Consider the following 15,069-nt stretch of genomic DNA (forward strand, 5'->3'; position numbering starts at 1 on the left):
TTGTGTGTTTTGGTTGTCAATTTTAATAAGTACAAACATAAGAAATCTATAGAAAAAAAAGAGCTTAAGGTTTTATTTTCTTTTCACGATGTACCAATTTAAGACTTTCAAAAAAGTCAACAAACTTACGAAGTAAATCGAGCCAAAGAATCAAAAAGAGGAGAGCTGTTCCTAACCAAATAATCGAAAGGTTGAACCAATAGGTATCAATATAATAATTCCATATTCTTTTTACGGGAGCATAAAAATGAGCACGTCCAAATCTAGAATCTGGATACATAAAGATTGGGTCTTTCTTTTGAATAAGCCTCTGATTTACCTCTATCATTTTATTGACTTCAGTTCTGTTTAAAACTAAATTGGCTAAGGCTTGATTGTAATATTTTTGTTTGAAATCATATACGCCATCACGACCAAGAGAATCAACTAATCTTGAATACTGAAAATCTTTTTTGTATCCCGATTCACTGTTAATACCCATAAAATGTAGCTTAATGCCATCTAGGTATTGATTGGTTTTTTCAAGTATATCTAGATTGAAATCGAGCGAATTTAGTTTTTTAAGTTGTGAAAAAGGTTTAAATCCGGCTTCTTCTGTTAATTGAGTTATTTCATTTTGAAGAAGAATAAAATGATCATTTGTTTCAATGGAATCCTTATCAAATTCAATATTTCTTTCACAATTGATAAGAATAGATTCTATTTTTGGAATTAGGTACGAACTAGTAAAAGAAGCATCGCTAACCCCTTTTTCGAAAGCAAAGAAGCTTTTTTCAAATTCATTATCTTTAAATTGAGTAACGGCCATGGCTTCGTATGCCCATCTTGTTGTCATCAAATCGCCTATAATTGGTACATAAACCTTATTGGTGATGCCTTCATGAAGATCGTCAAACTTTATCATAGCCCCACCCAATAGCAGTTGTGGAACCAAAATTAATGGTATAAGTATGTAGATTGTAATGACAGAATTCAAACCTGAAGAAATATTCAAGCCAACCATGTTTGAAAAACATGATGTTGTAAAAAGAATGAGCCAAAAAGACATTGTCATGCCTTGAATTTCGAGAACGTAGTTGCCTAAAAGAACGAAGGTTAATGTTTGTATGGCTGAGAGTAGAAATAGAAAAGAAATCTTCGAAAGGAGGTAAGCATTCCTAGATAAGTTTAGAAACTTTTCACGTTGAAGTATCTTTTTATCACGTATAATTTCTTCGGCACTTACACTTAAACCAATAAACATGGAAACAACTACAGACATAAATAGAAATACGGGGTAGTTCTTATTATCGCCGAAAACATAGCCACTTGCCGGAGTGTATTTGGTAAAATAGCCTAAGATAAATGCTAAAAGAGGTGCTTCAAATAGGTTGATAATTAAATACTGTTTGTTTGTGAGTTTGGATAAAAAATTCCGAATCCAAAAAACAGAAAATTGTTTCACCTTACTTGGAACCTTAAAATCACTCTTTGGCAAATTAGCCTTAGATTTAACAGGCTCAACTTGTTTATCAATATTTTGATGGTATTTTTCGTTCCAACTTTTAGGGCTTACTCTTCTTTCTCGTGTTGGTTTTCCATTTTCATCAATCTTACGAGTTTCTACTATTTGAAGAATTTGTTCAGGATTTACATTTCCACAGGTTATACATTCACTCTCAGCTGCGTTAACTTGTGAATTTTGCGTTTTAAAATACACAATGGCATCAATAGGGTTACCTGTGTAAATAGGGTAACCACCTTTATCCATAATCCAAAGTTTATCGAACATCTTAAAAATCTCCGATGAGGGCTGATGGATATTAGTAATAACGAGTTTTCCTTTGAGGGTTTGTTGTTTAAGCAAATTCATAATCATCTCCGAGTCGGTAGATGAAAGACCAGATGTTGGCTCATCAACCAATAGGATAGAAGGCTCGCGCATTAGTTCTAAACCAATGTTTAGACGCTTACGCTGACCGCCACTTATGAATTTATTCAAAGGATTTCCTACCTTAAGATTTCGAACATCGTACAAAGCTAAATCGTGGAGTAGGGTGTGAACTGTTTTAAGAATTTGACGTTTGGTGTATTCTTTAAAACAAAGCTTTGCGTTATAATACAGGTTTTGTAGTACTGTTAGTTCCTCAATTAAAAGGTCGTCTTGTGGTACAAAACCAATAAGACCTTGAATGACTGATTTATTTCTATGTATTTCGAAATCGTTAATAAAAATTTCACCACTATTAAGAGGTAAGTTCCCATTTAGCACATTAAGAAGCGTTGATTTGCCAACACCACTACCGCCCATAATACCAATGAGTTGTCCGCTTTTTTCTGAGATATTGAAATTATGAATCCCATTAAATGAGTTCCTAAACCTGAAGATGGCATTTTTTACTGTAAAGACGATGTTCTCCTGGTTTTCTTCCTTAAGAAAAATACTTGCGAGATCAGAATAATAGATGGGTTTGATGTTTGGTCCTTTAATGATTGAACCATGTTTGAGTCTATAGCTTTGTTCTTTTATAATTTTATTTCCCTCTACATATAAGTTAAGTTCACCTAAATATCTAAATACGATGAGGTTTGCTGACGGAAAATAAAGGGTGATGAGTTTGCCATATAGATTTTCGCAATAGAGGTGTTTGGTTTTATTAAGATTAGATTTTTGATCTTTCTTCATAAACCAAGAGAGATTTTCAGACCATTCCGTAATCTGATTGTTTATAATCAGAAATTTATCTTTGTCAAAATCATCAAGGTAATCGTCACCTATTATAAATGCTATTGCATTTAAAAACTCATTACGCTTAATTTTGAAGTTTTCTGCAACAATACTAATAAATTCAAATTCGCCTTCAGTAACAATCCCATCTTCGTAAATAAACTCTAATAATCGAAGTAGAACAATAAGTCGTTCTTCTTGAATTAACTCGGAGCGAATTCTGATGCACACATTTGCAGCCTCTGATAGAGAAATAATATTGGCTGTCTTTTCAGGTGTGTTCGATTGATATTCCATTTCTCTATGATAGAACTCATAGTAGTTTTGGAATAAATTCATGTATTCAACTTCATCTTGTTCACTAAGATAACGCTTTAGAAAACTGTCTACAATATCCTTTCCTTTGTTAGAAACACCTTCTTCTTTGGCGTTTGCAACAATGGCAAAAAGGTGCATTAGCGCATTTAGTATCGATTCTCCCATTTGAAGAGTTGCATTTAGTGATAAATATTTAAGCCATTTAAAGCTTAGATAGACTCCATTGAATAGATCTAAAAATACAATTTATTTATTGAAAACTTGAATTGCTTTGAAAAAACTAAGACATAAAAAAAGCTGCAATTCATTCGAATTGCAGCTTTATATATTATAAACTGTATGACACTGTGTCTAAGATTATTTTACAATTGCTTCTCTTAGTTTAGTAACATTTGCAGTTATTTCTATCAATTGTGTTTTAGTCATGCTTTCATCAATTTTATCATAGCTAGCTTTCAAGCCATTAAAATCAGCAACTAATTTGGCAATGTTAGGATCTTGAATTTCTGGTTGAAGCACTTCTAGTAAGCGTTCCAAAGACTCTTTCTGATCGAAAATTACTTTTACAATTTCAGCGTTTGAGAAAGTATTTTCAGAAATGTGAGTTGCAATATATAATCCTTCAATAAAACTACCGCTAACAACAAAAAGCGAAAGGTTTGCTTTGCCATTTTTGTTTAGAAATGAATATGTTTCGTAAAAAGAGTTGGTGATAATCTTAACCAATTCGTCTTTATTATCTAGATTCTTTTCTACATCGCTAACTAATGTTTTATTGAAAGCTGAAGTAATTTCAAGATTATCAATGATTTTTTTGGAAGCTTTTAGAAACAACATTGTTTCTTGTTTTCTGCGATATGTACTTGCGTAACTTAAGTCAGCACTGTAAACACCAAGATTTAAAGCTCTAGCTTTTTCAGTGAAATATTTATCAGCATTTTCAGTCGAATTTGAGATGCCTAAAATATAATCAGCTCCAATTCTATTCAACATTGAGGTTAATTCGAAAGTTGATGGAAGAGGATAAACGACGTCTTCAATCTCTTTGGCTATTGCTTTTTTAAGTAATGGCTTTTCAGTTTGAGTTTCTTTGTTTGCTTTTTTATCTACAGGTTTACAACCTGTGATGTTAATTGTTAATATCAATCCTAAGATTATTAGGCTATATGGGCTCACTTTTAGTCGTTTCATTCGTTATAAATTTATAGATCAGTATATATTCAATTTTTCAGTCTAAATTTAGCAAAAAGGCTGTACAATATGAACTTAAATTAGATTATATTTTTCACCTTTTTTCTAAGCTTGTTCCTTTTTTTTAAACTTAAAAAACTAAGATAGGGTTTCGTTTATTTTGAGAATCTTATTCGGAATTAATTAATATGAATTTTCTGAAGAAAGCCTTGCTTGTAGTTATTGCCAATGGGCAAGGTGTTATTGTTCATGTGAACCATATTACCTTCTATCGATTTAATTTTAGCTAGTGCAACAATATAGGATTTGTGAACACGATAAAATTTCTGAGTTGGCAATAGTTTCTCAATTCCCTTTAAGGATTGATAAGTGACAATGTGTTCAGTATCAGTGTAGATTTTCACGTAATCACCCAAAGCTTCAATGTATTGAATACTATCTAAGCTAATATTGATTGTTTTTTTATTAGCCTTTACAAATATATATTCCATATCACCTTTAACCTCTTCTTGCTGTTCTTGTAGTTTTAGTCTTTCTTCAGCTTTTTGTATGGCTTGAAGAAAACGTTGAAACGCAAATGGTTTTTTTAAGTAATCGAGAACATTAAGTTCGTAACTTTCTACAGCATATTCAGTGTAAGCACTTGTTATAATTATTAATGGCGGATTTTTTAAAGTTTTAAGAAAATTGATTCCATTTAATCGAGGCATGTTAATATCTAAGAATATGAGATCAATTGTTTCTTCTTTTAAAACCTCTATGGCTTCGAGAGCATCTCCACACTTACTTACTAATTCTAAACCTGAAAGTTCAGCAATGTATTTTTCTAAAACACGTTGTGCTAACGGTTCATCATCAATTATTAAGCATCTTAATTTCATATTTTTTTTTCTTGTAAAGACTTGGTGGTTAGTCTTAAGTTAGTCGGTATCGGTCAACCAAATTAGTCATTTTTTTAAACAATTACGAAAGTCCAATCGTTAGAGTGATTTTGAATGTCTTTTCTCCTTTGTTAATATCTATCTTATGTTTCTGAGGATAAATGAGTTCAAGTCGTCTAACTACATTTTGAATGCCTATGCCGCCGCTGCCTTTTTTATAGTTTTCCCAATTGGCATCGTAGCTATTTTCAATAATAAGTTCCATCTGATTATTTTCATCAAAATTGAATATGATGTTGATAAAACTATCTGAATTTTTCCCGTATAATCCATGCTTAAATGCATTCTCTATAAATGGTTCGAACAGTAGTGGGGCAATTTTATGTCCATCAAAATGACCATTTATAATTAAATTGACTGGTGTGTTTTCGTCCAATCTTATTTTGTGAAGATTGATGTAATTTCTAGTAAAATCAAGCTCTTTGTTAATGTCGACTAGTTTCTCATTGCAATCGTAAAGAATATATCGCATTAAATCTGATAGTTGAAGAACGACGTCAGCTGTTTTGTCAGACTTGTCTAAAGCTAAAGAGTAAATGTTGTTTAAGGAGTTGAATAAAAAATGCGGTTTGATTTGTGTTTTTAGAACCTTAAGCTCAGCTTCTAGATTTTCTTTCTCGATATCTTTTAATTGGCTCGATATTTTTTGGAGAATAAACCACTCTCTAGTTAGAGAAAAAATACTGGTTACGCCAACATAAATAAACGAAAAGAAAAAGAAGTTGAACCAATCAGAAAAAATGAAGGATTTAAATCCGTCATCTTTGACTACAAAACTGTTTAAGGGATATATAAGTAGAAATTGTATTAACAAAGCCGATAAACCGACAGATGTAATGAGGGCAAGTGAGAATAAAATAAATGATTTCTTTTTGAATAATGTAGGTATTAGAATTCGAAGATTGACATAAACTGCTGTTGCGAAGCAAAGGTTAAAAGCAATTGCTAAAGATATGGTTTCTAGTGTGAGAACATTTTTAAAATTACTAGCTACGTACATCGATAGTAGCCAAAAGAAAAGAGAAACAGACCAGAAAATGATATGATAAATATTTTTGCTTCGGGTCATTAATATTGGAGTAGACATATAAGGTGTTTCAAAATGCAGCATGAAAATAAAAAACAATCAGCACTATACGAAATAAATATCTAAATAAGATTGATTATGGCTATTAAGGATGGTGTTTTGTACTATTTTTATTAGTTTCGTTTGAATCTAATTAATCACACGTTATGTTTGAAAAAGAGCTTTTGTTTTGGAATGTTGATACTCAATTCGATTTTATGAATAAAGAGGGTAAATTGTATGTGGCCGGTTCTGAAGAAATTTTACCTCTCCTGAAACATATAACTTCTTTTGCAAAAAAAGCCAATATACAGGTTGTTAATTCGGCAGATCACCATTTTGCCGATGCAAAAGAACTGTCGGATACGCCTGATTTTATTTCAACTTTTCCACCACACTGTATGGCTAATACAATTGGGGCTGATTATATGGTAGAAGTACAACCAGAAAATCCATCTGTATTGGAATGGAATAAGTTGTACTCAAGTAAGGAAATTGAGGTAATGACTAAGTCTCGAAATTTGGTGGTTTATAAGGATGTGTTTGATGTATTCGAGGGTAATCCTAATACCTTAAGCCTAGTAAATAGTTTATCTCCAAAGAAAGTTTTTGTTTACGGTGTAACGACTAATGTTTGTGTCGACTGTGCGGTTTGTGGTTTGGTTAAACAGGGAATTCAAGTGTTTGTGATTAATGATGCTATAAAAGAGCTACCCAATATCCCCTTACCATTCGAAAAATGGGATACTTTAGGTGTAAATCAAATAAAATTCTCTGAAATTGAGAAATATATTTAGATGTTGATTAGAGTTTTGGAATATTAGGCATTCCAAAGCTCTTGTACTGTTTTTATTTTCTCGTCTAATGGCATAAATCCATCTAACCAATGGATTTCGAACCCGCTACGTTCCATTTTTCTGAACCAAGTCATTTGTCGTTTTGCAAACTGATGAATGGCAATTTCTAATTGGGTGAACATTTCATCGTAGGTCAATTCTCCAATGACATATTTGGTTAGAAATTTATATTCTAATCCGTAATAGATAAGGTCTTCGGGGCTTATGCCTGATTCAATAAGACCTTTTACTTCTTCAATCATTCCCGAATCTAGTCGTTCCTTCAAGCGTTGAGATATTCGACTTCTTCTGTTTTCTCGGTCGAATTTAATACCAATAAGTAGAGGTTTAAGTTCTGGATGTTTCATCTCAATTTCAGGATGAGAACTTATGTAGCGTTCTATTTCAATAGCACGTATAGCACGTTTTTTAGTCTCAAGATCGGAGTTGTTGTGTACGTTTTTATAGCCTCGAAGTATATCACCTAGTTCTTCCAAACTTTTATCTAATAAGGTGTCACGAAAATCTTGATCCTTTGGAACAGCAATAAGTTTGTAGCCTTTTAAACAAGCTTCGAGATACATACCTGTACCGCCACAAACAAGAGGTAGGTGATTTCTTTTTTGGATATCCTCGAATGATTCAACAAAATCGCGCTGGAATTCGTAGACGTTATATTTATATCCAGCATCAGCAATATCAATTAAATGATGAGGAATTTTTTGTCCATCAATCGTATATTCTTCAATGTCTTTTCCTGTGCCTAAATCCATTCCACGGTAAATTTGTCTTGAATCGGCACTAATGATTTCGGCATCAAAAGTTTTGGCAAGATTGACAGCTAAACTTGTTTTTCCTGTTGCTGTTGCTCCTAGTACGACTAATAAATTATATTGCATAAGTTTTTCTTTCTTGTTGAATTGTCACAAAATTACGCTAAGTTTTCTGAATAATTAGAATCATTATCTAAATTTGATCAATATGTATTTAGATGGTTTAAGTCCTGATCTACGAATATTTTTGAGATAAATACTAACTTTGTTGCAAATCGATGTTGACTCTTAAAAGAGTTAAGAGTACTTTTAGTCTCGAAGTAATGTGAGACGAATAAAATATAGAATTAGCTTAAAATGCAAAAAATCAATATAAGAAATAAGCGTGCCAGTTTTGAATATGAATTCATTGATGAATACGTTGCAGGAATTCAATTGTTTGGTACAGAAATCAAATCTATTCGAGCTGGTAAAGCTAGTTTGGTTGATTCGTTCTGTTATTTTTCGAATAATGAATTGTTTGTGAAAGGTATGCACATTGCCGAATATCGTTTTGGTAGTTATTACAATCATGAAGAAAAACGTGAACGTAAATTGTTACTTAATCGAAAAGAACTTGACAAATTAGACAGAAAAACCAAAGAATCGGGTCTTTCTATTGTGCCACTTAGTCTTTTTGTCAATCAAAAAGGCTTTGCCAAGTTGAAAATTGCCTTGTGTAGAGGTAAAAAGAACTACGATAAGAGGGAAAGTTTGAAACAAAAAGATTCTAAAAGAGAGATGGATCGTATGATGAAGAGGTAGTTACGCTGTGAGGTGTAAATTCCTTAAAAAAGAGTTTAAATAGAGCTTTTTTATTAAGCTAATAAGGCTATATTTGCAATCCCATTTTCGCCAGGAAATGGGAATTTTTATTCCCTAAAATTTAGTAAAAATAAGTTGTTTTAAAAATCGACTTACTTGCTGGATATTAACAAGATATTAACAGTGTTAGTATTTTGTTGATAACTTTTGTGTGCCCTTGTTTTTCCTATGATGCAGCTATTAATTGGCTAAAATAGCCTTTGATAATTAAAGACTTATCAACAATTTTCATCACCACTTATAAACGATTGATAAACTTGTTAACAATCCTAATTTAGAATGGGACTTAGTATGCTTAGGATGATTTTTTGAACTTAAATAAAAAGAGATTTACAGGTGTTAATTTTTGAATGATCTCTGTTTGTGGTCGTTTCATTCAGTAGCTGCTTTCTTTAGTTGTTTTTTTGAGAAATTTTGTGGTGAAAATGGATGATTTTAAAGATTGATAATTCTGTAAGTATTGATTCTTCTAAAATGAAAAAGCGACCATAAACTGATGTTTATAGTCGCGATTTAATATTCGTTTTTTTTATTAATAGTCAAAAGTACTGCCACCTAAGAATTCTCTCATTAAGGAAGTAGGAGGAATTTCATCGTCAGGAATTGGTAGAAAATAAGAGAAAAACTTTAATAAACGATTAGCCTCGGAGTATTCAGTTTGATTGGGCTGAACCTCTTTAAGAATTGGTTCGGCATGACTCTTAAGTACGCCAAGTTCGTATGGCAATGCTGAGTTGAACATGACATCGGCATTCTCTTGAAATGGGAATATGTACTTTTCTTCACCATTACGTACCGATTGCCATCGTTTAATGGTTTCGAGAGCAGAATAGTTTCTATAACGATGATCTCGAACAATTCTTCGAATTAAACGGTTATCTGTTGAACGCACTCTGTTGTGTCCATCAATGGAGATTGATGTTAAGGCAGAAATATAGATCTTAAACTTAACTTCATCAGAAACAAGAGAGGTTAATTTTGGGTTTAAAGCATGTATGCCTTCTATAACGAGTACGTTTTTTCCATTAATTTTTAGTTTCTCACCATCGTAATAACGTTCCCCTTTTTCAAAAGAGAATTTTGGGATCTCGACTTCCTTAGCTTCGAGCAAATCGAGTAGGTTTTCATTGAAAAGCTTAACATCAAGAGCCTCTATCGATTCGAAATTGTATTCACCATTTTCATCAAGAGGCGTTTGATCTCTATTCACAAAGTAATTGTCGAGTGATAAGTTTATAGGTTTAATTCCAGCCACCTTTAGTTGAATAGCCAATCTTTTTCCAAAGGTTGTTTTACCTGATGAGGAAGGACCAGCAATTAAGATTATTTTAATTTTCTTCCATTTTTTACGAATGCGATCTGCAATTTGAGAAATCTTTTTCACATGCATGGCCTCGTAAATCTTAATAAGTTCTGAGATTTCTTTATTTTCGACACTTTTATTGAGATCGCCGACATTTGATATGCCCAATATTTTGCCCCAGCGTTTGTATTCGCTAAAAATCTGAAGCATTTTTTCTTGTGGAAGCGTAGATGCTAGTTCCGTTGGATTATCTTGATCAGGAGCTAAAAGGAGCATTCCATTGTAATAAGGTAGTAGATCGAACATATCTATAAACCCTGTACTAGGAAGTAAGAAACCATAGAAGTAATCGACGACTGATTCTATTTTATATACTGAAGTATAGAGGTTACCTCGAGTTCTAAGTAGTTTCGTTTTTTCTGTTAATCCTTGTGATTCAAAGAGTTCAATGGCTTTCTCTGTTTCTATTTCTTCTCTTTCGAAAGGCATGTCTGCTTCAACTATACTTTTCATTCGAGCTTTTATTTGCTGTACACCTTCTTCGGTTAGTATGGTGTTTTTATTTGTCAACCTGCAATATACGCCATTAGATATGGCATGTTCAACTCGGAATCCTGCATCAGGATAAACTTCTTTTACAGCTTTGTAGAGAATGAAAGTGAGCGAGCGAGAATACAAAAGTTTTCCATCAGGATGGGAGTAATCAATAAATTTAACATTCTTGGGTTTATAAATCTCGTAGGTGAGTTCTTTTAATTTATTGTTCACCATTGCCCCTAATACTTTTGTGCCCAAAAGAGGGGATATGTCGTTAAGAATAGTCTGCAGGTTTGTACCTACAGAATAAGACCTTTTTTCATTTAAATCTTCTAAATATATGTTGACAAGTTTTCTCATAATCGAGTTTTTATTCTTTTTACTGAACTTTTATTCGATTAAAGATAGTAATTATAGGTTTCTTAAAAATGCTTTATTTGTTAATTAAAATCAAAAAGCTTGTTAGTAAATCTTTACTGTGGAATTGTTTAATAATGATTTACAATTTGAGTTTGGCTTTTTTTCTGTTGTAATAGTTTAGTAGTAACAAACTACACGCAATTACAAGCATACCAAATATAGAAAGCAGATCGGGAGATTCATTGGGTAGAAGTATCCAACTGAGGCATGCACCAAAAATAGGTATGATAAACTTCCATATATTTAGGTTGGAGACTTTGACTCCTTCGCGTCCCAGTAAACCAAACCAAATGGTAATTGCCATAGATGAGACAATAGCTAGCCATCCTAATGATAGATAATATTCGGTTGGTTGAATTATCCATTGAGGATTTTCTATGGGAATAGAAATGAGAATGAGTAATAGTCCACCCAAAATGATTGAAAATGATGCTAAAATACGAGGAGGAATTTCTCCCGCATCGCGTGCAACCATTACATTTCCCGTACTTCCTACAATATTATTGAGTATAAGAATACCAACACCTAAAGGAATTGTAGTTGTGAAAATAAAATCGGATCTGCCTAAACTAATGATACAAACCCCAAGCATTCCTAAAAGTATGGATGAAAGTTTAGACCAACTCATCTTGTCATTCTTCATCATAAGGTGAGCCATTACTGCTACAAATAGTGGTTGAGTTCCAATAAGCATAGCAGCTAAAGCTCCCGGCAAATAACTAATGCCTGTATAGAGTAAACCATATAAAAGTGTCGTTTGTAAGATGGCAATTTTAACAATTAATTTCCATGATTTGGAACTTAAGGCTTGAACTTTAGTTTTAAAATCGGGAATAAATGGCAGAATGATAAGACCAGAAATAAAGAAACGAAGACCTGCAAAATTAAGAGGCGTCGTATATTTCAAACCAATTTTTATGGCGGCAAATGGAGTTGCCCAGAGTAGACAGGCAACTATGGCTAAAAAGCTGGTTGAAAGGAGACGTTTTTTCATTCTTTTACTTCGTTATATGCTATGAAAAATCCCTTCGTAGTGAAGGGATTTAATTCTATATGTCTGATTTGAGATTTGTAATATAAATCAATTAAGATTTCAAAAAGATGTTATTCCTTTTTTCGTGGCCAATTGTTGTTATCGGACCATGACCAGGATAAATGATAACATCTTCATCCAAAACAAAAAGTTTGGTTTTAATACCTGTAACTAAATCGTCAAAGTTACCGTAAGGAAAGTCAGTTCTACCAATACTTTCGCGGAATAAAACATCGCCTGCAATAACGAATTTTTGCGCTTCGTTATAAAAAACCACATGACCTGGTGAGTGACCAGGAACATGAAGAACCTTCAGTTCCGAATTTCCAAAGCGAATAATGTCTCCTTCCTTAATAGCATCACCCATTGGTGGCGGTTCAACAACATTATTTAGACCTAAGCGAACGCCATAATTAGGCGCTTCAGCTAATAAAAACTCATCAGCTTTATGTGCTTTGGTCGATAAACCAAATTCATCTTTCATAAATTGATTACCAAAAACGTGATCGATATGTAGATGTGTATTTAATAAATGAACGATTTTAAGTCCTTTTAGCTCTACGATACTTTTTATTCTATTGTGTTCCTCTTGATAAAAAGCACCACAGTCTATAAGTACAGCTTCTCCTGTCTCATCATATAATAAATAAGTGTTTTCTTGCCATTGGTTAAAAACCAGAGTTTGTATAGTAATCATATCAGCAAATTATTTATTTAAACTTTAAATCTAAGTCTAATGTTTTTAGTCAACAAAAGAATTAGTCTATTTTGGTTAAAACATCTCATAATACTTATCTTTATTGCTGTAGAATGAATATTTTATCTGCTCGAAATATAAAAATATTAAATTGACTTATTATGAAAAAAATGAAGAAAATTGCAGTTTTATTATCAGGTTGTGGTGTATATGATGGGTCTGAGGTTCACGAAGCTACACTTTCTTTATATGCCATATCTAAAAATGGGGGTGTATATCAAATTTTTGCACCTAATATCGATCAACATCATGTTGTAAATCACCTAACAGGTGAGGAAATGGACGAAACAAGAAATGTTTTGGTTGAGTCTGCTCGAATTGCAAGAGGAGATATTAAAGATTTGGCAGAATTTAATGCGAATGATTTTGATGCCATTTTATTACCTGGGGGATTCGGTGTTGCTAAGAATCTTTGTTCTTTAGCTTTTGATGGTGCCGATTGTAAAGTGAATTCTGATGTTGAGAGAGTTATAAAAGAAATGCATGCAGCTTCGAAACCAATTGCGGCTCTTTGTATTGCACCGGCCTTAATTGCCAAAGTAATTACCGGATCAGAAGTAACGATTGGTAGTGATAAGGGAACTGAAGAAACTATTGAAGCCATGGGATCTCATCATAAGCAAGCCGGACATGGTGAAGTTGTGATTGATGTTAAGAATAAAATTGTTACAACACCTTGTTATATGCTTGATGCAACTATTGCACAAATTGGAGAAGGTGCTGAAAATGTTGTAAAGACATTAATGGAGATGTAATTTTCAAGAATTTCAGGAAACAATGAGGATGTATAAAATAGCTTTAGCATCCTCTTTTTATCGTCCTGAGATAGCATGTCCGAAAAAATATTCACAGAATGACAACATTCTCATAATTGACAAAATATTTTAATATGCATATCCTGGAAATTATGTCATTCTAGGGAATTAATTTACTTTTAAGATCGTTTTATTGTAATTGAAAATTTATTTAGAATGAAGAATAGGAATACCAAAGACGTTGGCGCAAATCATATTTATGTTTTTATTTTTTCAAATATATCTTTATTTGTGGCTGTGTTTTTCTCCATGAATTCGGTGCCACAGGTTGCGGCTATCCTTTATTCATTGGCACTCAATCTACTTCTTGTTTGGACAATTTATTATGCTTCTACTAAAAAGAAGTTAGAACTCTATTCTCAATATTTCAATGACATAACAATTAGTATGGGGATGCTTTCTGCTTTTTTGTCTTCCGTTTGTTTTGGTTTAGTTATGTTGTTTTTAAGTGACAAACACTCATTCGGAACAATTATTCTTTTATTTGCGGTTCTTGCTTATGTTATTCATGCTATAATAATGAAAACTTATGCTTGGCAAAAGGCGTTTGAGGCGAAGTTAATTAATTATAGAATGACGATTGAAGCCGATAAAATTGCAAATGGTGAAATCTTATCAGAATTTTTGAGTGATACAGATTTAGATAAAGCGGCCGATTACCTCGATACAATTGGTATGTTTGATTCTGGTGTTGATGCTATGATAGCAAAGTTGAGGAATTCTAAGAATTAGCTTACTTGCGCTTCGTATTAAGTTTGTATTCTTGGGGTTTTATTCGAAGTTTTCGGGGAGGAGATAATTCTCCTTTTCTCATTCGGTCAAGAATTTCTTCTACCATCCAATCTTTACCTTCGGGTTGATATTTTGATTTTAATGAAGTGCCAAACATACTAGCAACAGCTTGCCAGAAAAAAGCTGTTGTCGATCCCTTTAATTCCTGTAAATGTTTGTAAGAAGAGCTGCCCGTTTCTCTGTCTATAAGTTTCATTAAGAGTTTTCCTTGTGAAATTTTTAGTTTCATCATGGGTTTTTTGTAGACTTTCATTAGCCCTTTATATTCTTTTCGAATCAGTTTTCTACGTCTACTCTTGGAGCAAATTAATTCCAATTCCTTATTGAGATCTCTTATGGTTTGATTTGCCATTTGGGCATAGGGGTAAACGATTCTTATATTCCGAATTGTACGTCTATATCTTCGGGTCGATCTATAATATTTTCTTTTGTTACGTTTTCGCCCTTTTATTTTAACTTCTTTTAGGTCAATATGAAGAATACTATTCGATATTTCCAGACTATCTGTTCTAAGAACTTGTCCAATCCCGTTGGATGGCACACCAAAGAAGCATGCAATTGATATAATAAACGAGATGAGGACTTTATTTTTCATGATAAACCTTGAAATCTGCTATTTGTTTCTGCTAAAATACGAATTTGATTAAGGACTTAATTTGATTCAGTGAAATAGAAATAAAAAAATGTGTTTTTACGGTGTTTATAATCTAAATTAT

At 32.7% G+C, this 15,069-nt stretch carries 13 protein-coding genes; 4 read left to right on the forward strand and 9 right to left on the reverse strand.

From position 1 onward, the window contains the following. Positions 1-64: 64 nt before the first annotated feature. The 4 genes from EMN46_RS02160 to EMN46_RS02175 form a co-directional block, all read right to left on the reverse strand. Positions 65-3,190, reverse strand: coding sequence for an ATP-binding cassette domain-containing protein (locus EMN46_RS02160; protein WP_154199035.1), 3,126 nt, complete (start codon positions 3,188-3,190; stop codon positions 65-67). Between the two features lie 192 nt (positions 3,191-3,382). Beyond that, positions 3,383-4,216 carry a hypothetical protein gene (locus tag EMN46_RS02165; RefSeq protein ID WP_154199036.1) on the reverse strand — a complete coding sequence of 278 codons (834 nt, stop codon included), beginning with the start codon at positions 4,214-4,216 and terminating at the stop codon, positions 3,383-3,385. 179 nt (positions 4,217-4,395) lie between these two features. Continuing rightward, entirely contained in the window at positions 4,396-5,097 is a 702-nt protein-coding gene (locus tag EMN46_RS02170; protein ID WP_154199037.1) for a LytTR family DNA-binding domain-containing protein, read from the reverse strand. Positions 5,098-5,179: 82 nt separating this feature from the next. Then, positions 5,180-6,244: a sensor histidine kinase gene (locus tag EMN46_RS02175; protein WP_195715162.1), complete on the reverse strand. Its 1,065-nt coding sequence runs from the start codon at positions 6,242-6,244 to the stop codon at positions 5,180-5,182. A gap of 146 nt (positions 6,245-6,390) precedes the next feature. Between EMN46_RS02175 and EMN46_RS02180 the strand changes: the two genes are divergently transcribed. Continuing rightward, positions 6,391-7,020, forward strand: a complete 630-nt coding sequence (locus tag EMN46_RS02180) for an isochorismatase family protein (protein WP_154199039.1) — start codon at positions 6,391-6,393, stop codon at positions 7,018-7,020. Between the two features lie 23 nt (positions 7,021-7,043). Here the strand turns inward: EMN46_RS02180 and miaA are convergent, their stop codons facing one another. Next, the gene (gene miaA / locus EMN46_RS02185; protein ID WP_154199040.1) at positions 7,044-7,958 is read right to left on the reverse strand and encodes a tRNA (adenosine(37)-N6)-dimethylallyltransferase MiaA; all 915 of its coding nucleotides are present in this window, start codon (positions 7,956-7,958) and stop codon (positions 7,044-7,046) included. A gap of 231 nt (positions 7,959-8,189) precedes the next feature. Here miaA and smpB point away from each other — a divergent pair, with 231 nt between their 5' ends. After that, on the forward strand, positions 8,190-8,636 hold the full coding sequence (gene smpB / locus EMN46_RS02190; RefSeq protein WP_154199041.1) for an SsrA-binding protein: 447 nt from the start codon (positions 8,190-8,192) through the stop codon (positions 8,634-8,636). Between the two features lie 592 nt (positions 8,637-9,228). Here the strand turns inward: smpB and EMN46_RS02195 are convergent. The 3 genes from EMN46_RS02195 to EMN46_RS02205 form a co-directional block, all read right to left on the reverse strand. After that, positions 9,229-10,896, reverse strand: coding sequence for a nucleoside kinase (locus EMN46_RS02195; RefSeq protein WP_154199042.1), 1,668 nt, complete (start codon positions 10,894-10,896; stop codon positions 9,229-9,231). A 139-nt stretch (positions 10,897-11,035) separates the two neighbouring features. Then, on the reverse strand, positions 11,036-11,950 hold the full coding sequence (locus tag EMN46_RS02200) for a DMT family transporter (RefSeq protein ID WP_154199043.1): 915 nt from the start codon (positions 11,948-11,950) through the stop codon (positions 11,036-11,038). A 91-nt stretch (positions 11,951-12,041) separates the two neighbouring features. After that, positions 12,042-12,686 carry an MBL fold metallo-hydrolase gene (locus EMN46_RS02205; protein ID WP_154199044.1) on the reverse strand — a complete coding sequence of 215 codons (645 nt, stop codon included), beginning with the start codon at positions 12,684-12,686 and terminating at the stop codon, positions 12,042-12,044. A 161-nt stretch (positions 12,687-12,847) separates the two neighbouring features. Here EMN46_RS02205 and elbB point away from each other — a divergent pair, with 161 nt between their 5' ends. Continuing rightward, positions 12,848-13,501: an isoprenoid biosynthesis glyoxalase ElbB gene (elbB, locus tag EMN46_RS02210; RefSeq protein ID WP_154199045.1), complete on the forward strand. Its 654-nt coding sequence runs from the start codon at positions 12,848-12,850 to the stop codon at positions 13,499-13,501. 216 nt (positions 13,502-13,717) lie between these two features. Then, a complete protein-coding gene (locus tag EMN46_RS02215; protein WP_154199046.1) occupies positions 13,718-14,293 on the forward strand; it encodes a hypothetical protein in 576 nt (191 codons plus the stop codon). Position 14,294: 1 nt separating this feature from the next. Here the strand turns inward: EMN46_RS02215 and EMN46_RS02220 are convergent, their stop codons facing one another. Further along, positions 14,295-14,948 (reverse strand): DUF4294 domain-containing protein, encoded by a 654-nt coding sequence (locus EMN46_RS02220; protein WP_154199047.1) that lies wholly within the window; start codon positions 14,946-14,948, stop codon positions 14,295-14,297. Between the last annotated feature and the right edge of the window lie 121 nt (positions 14,949-15,069).

This window comes from Ancylomarina sp. 16SWW S1-10-2 (genome assembly GCF_009669305.1).
Taxonomy (GTDB): domain Bacteria; phylum Bacteroidota; class Bacteroidia; order Bacteroidales; family Marinifilaceae; genus Ancylomarina.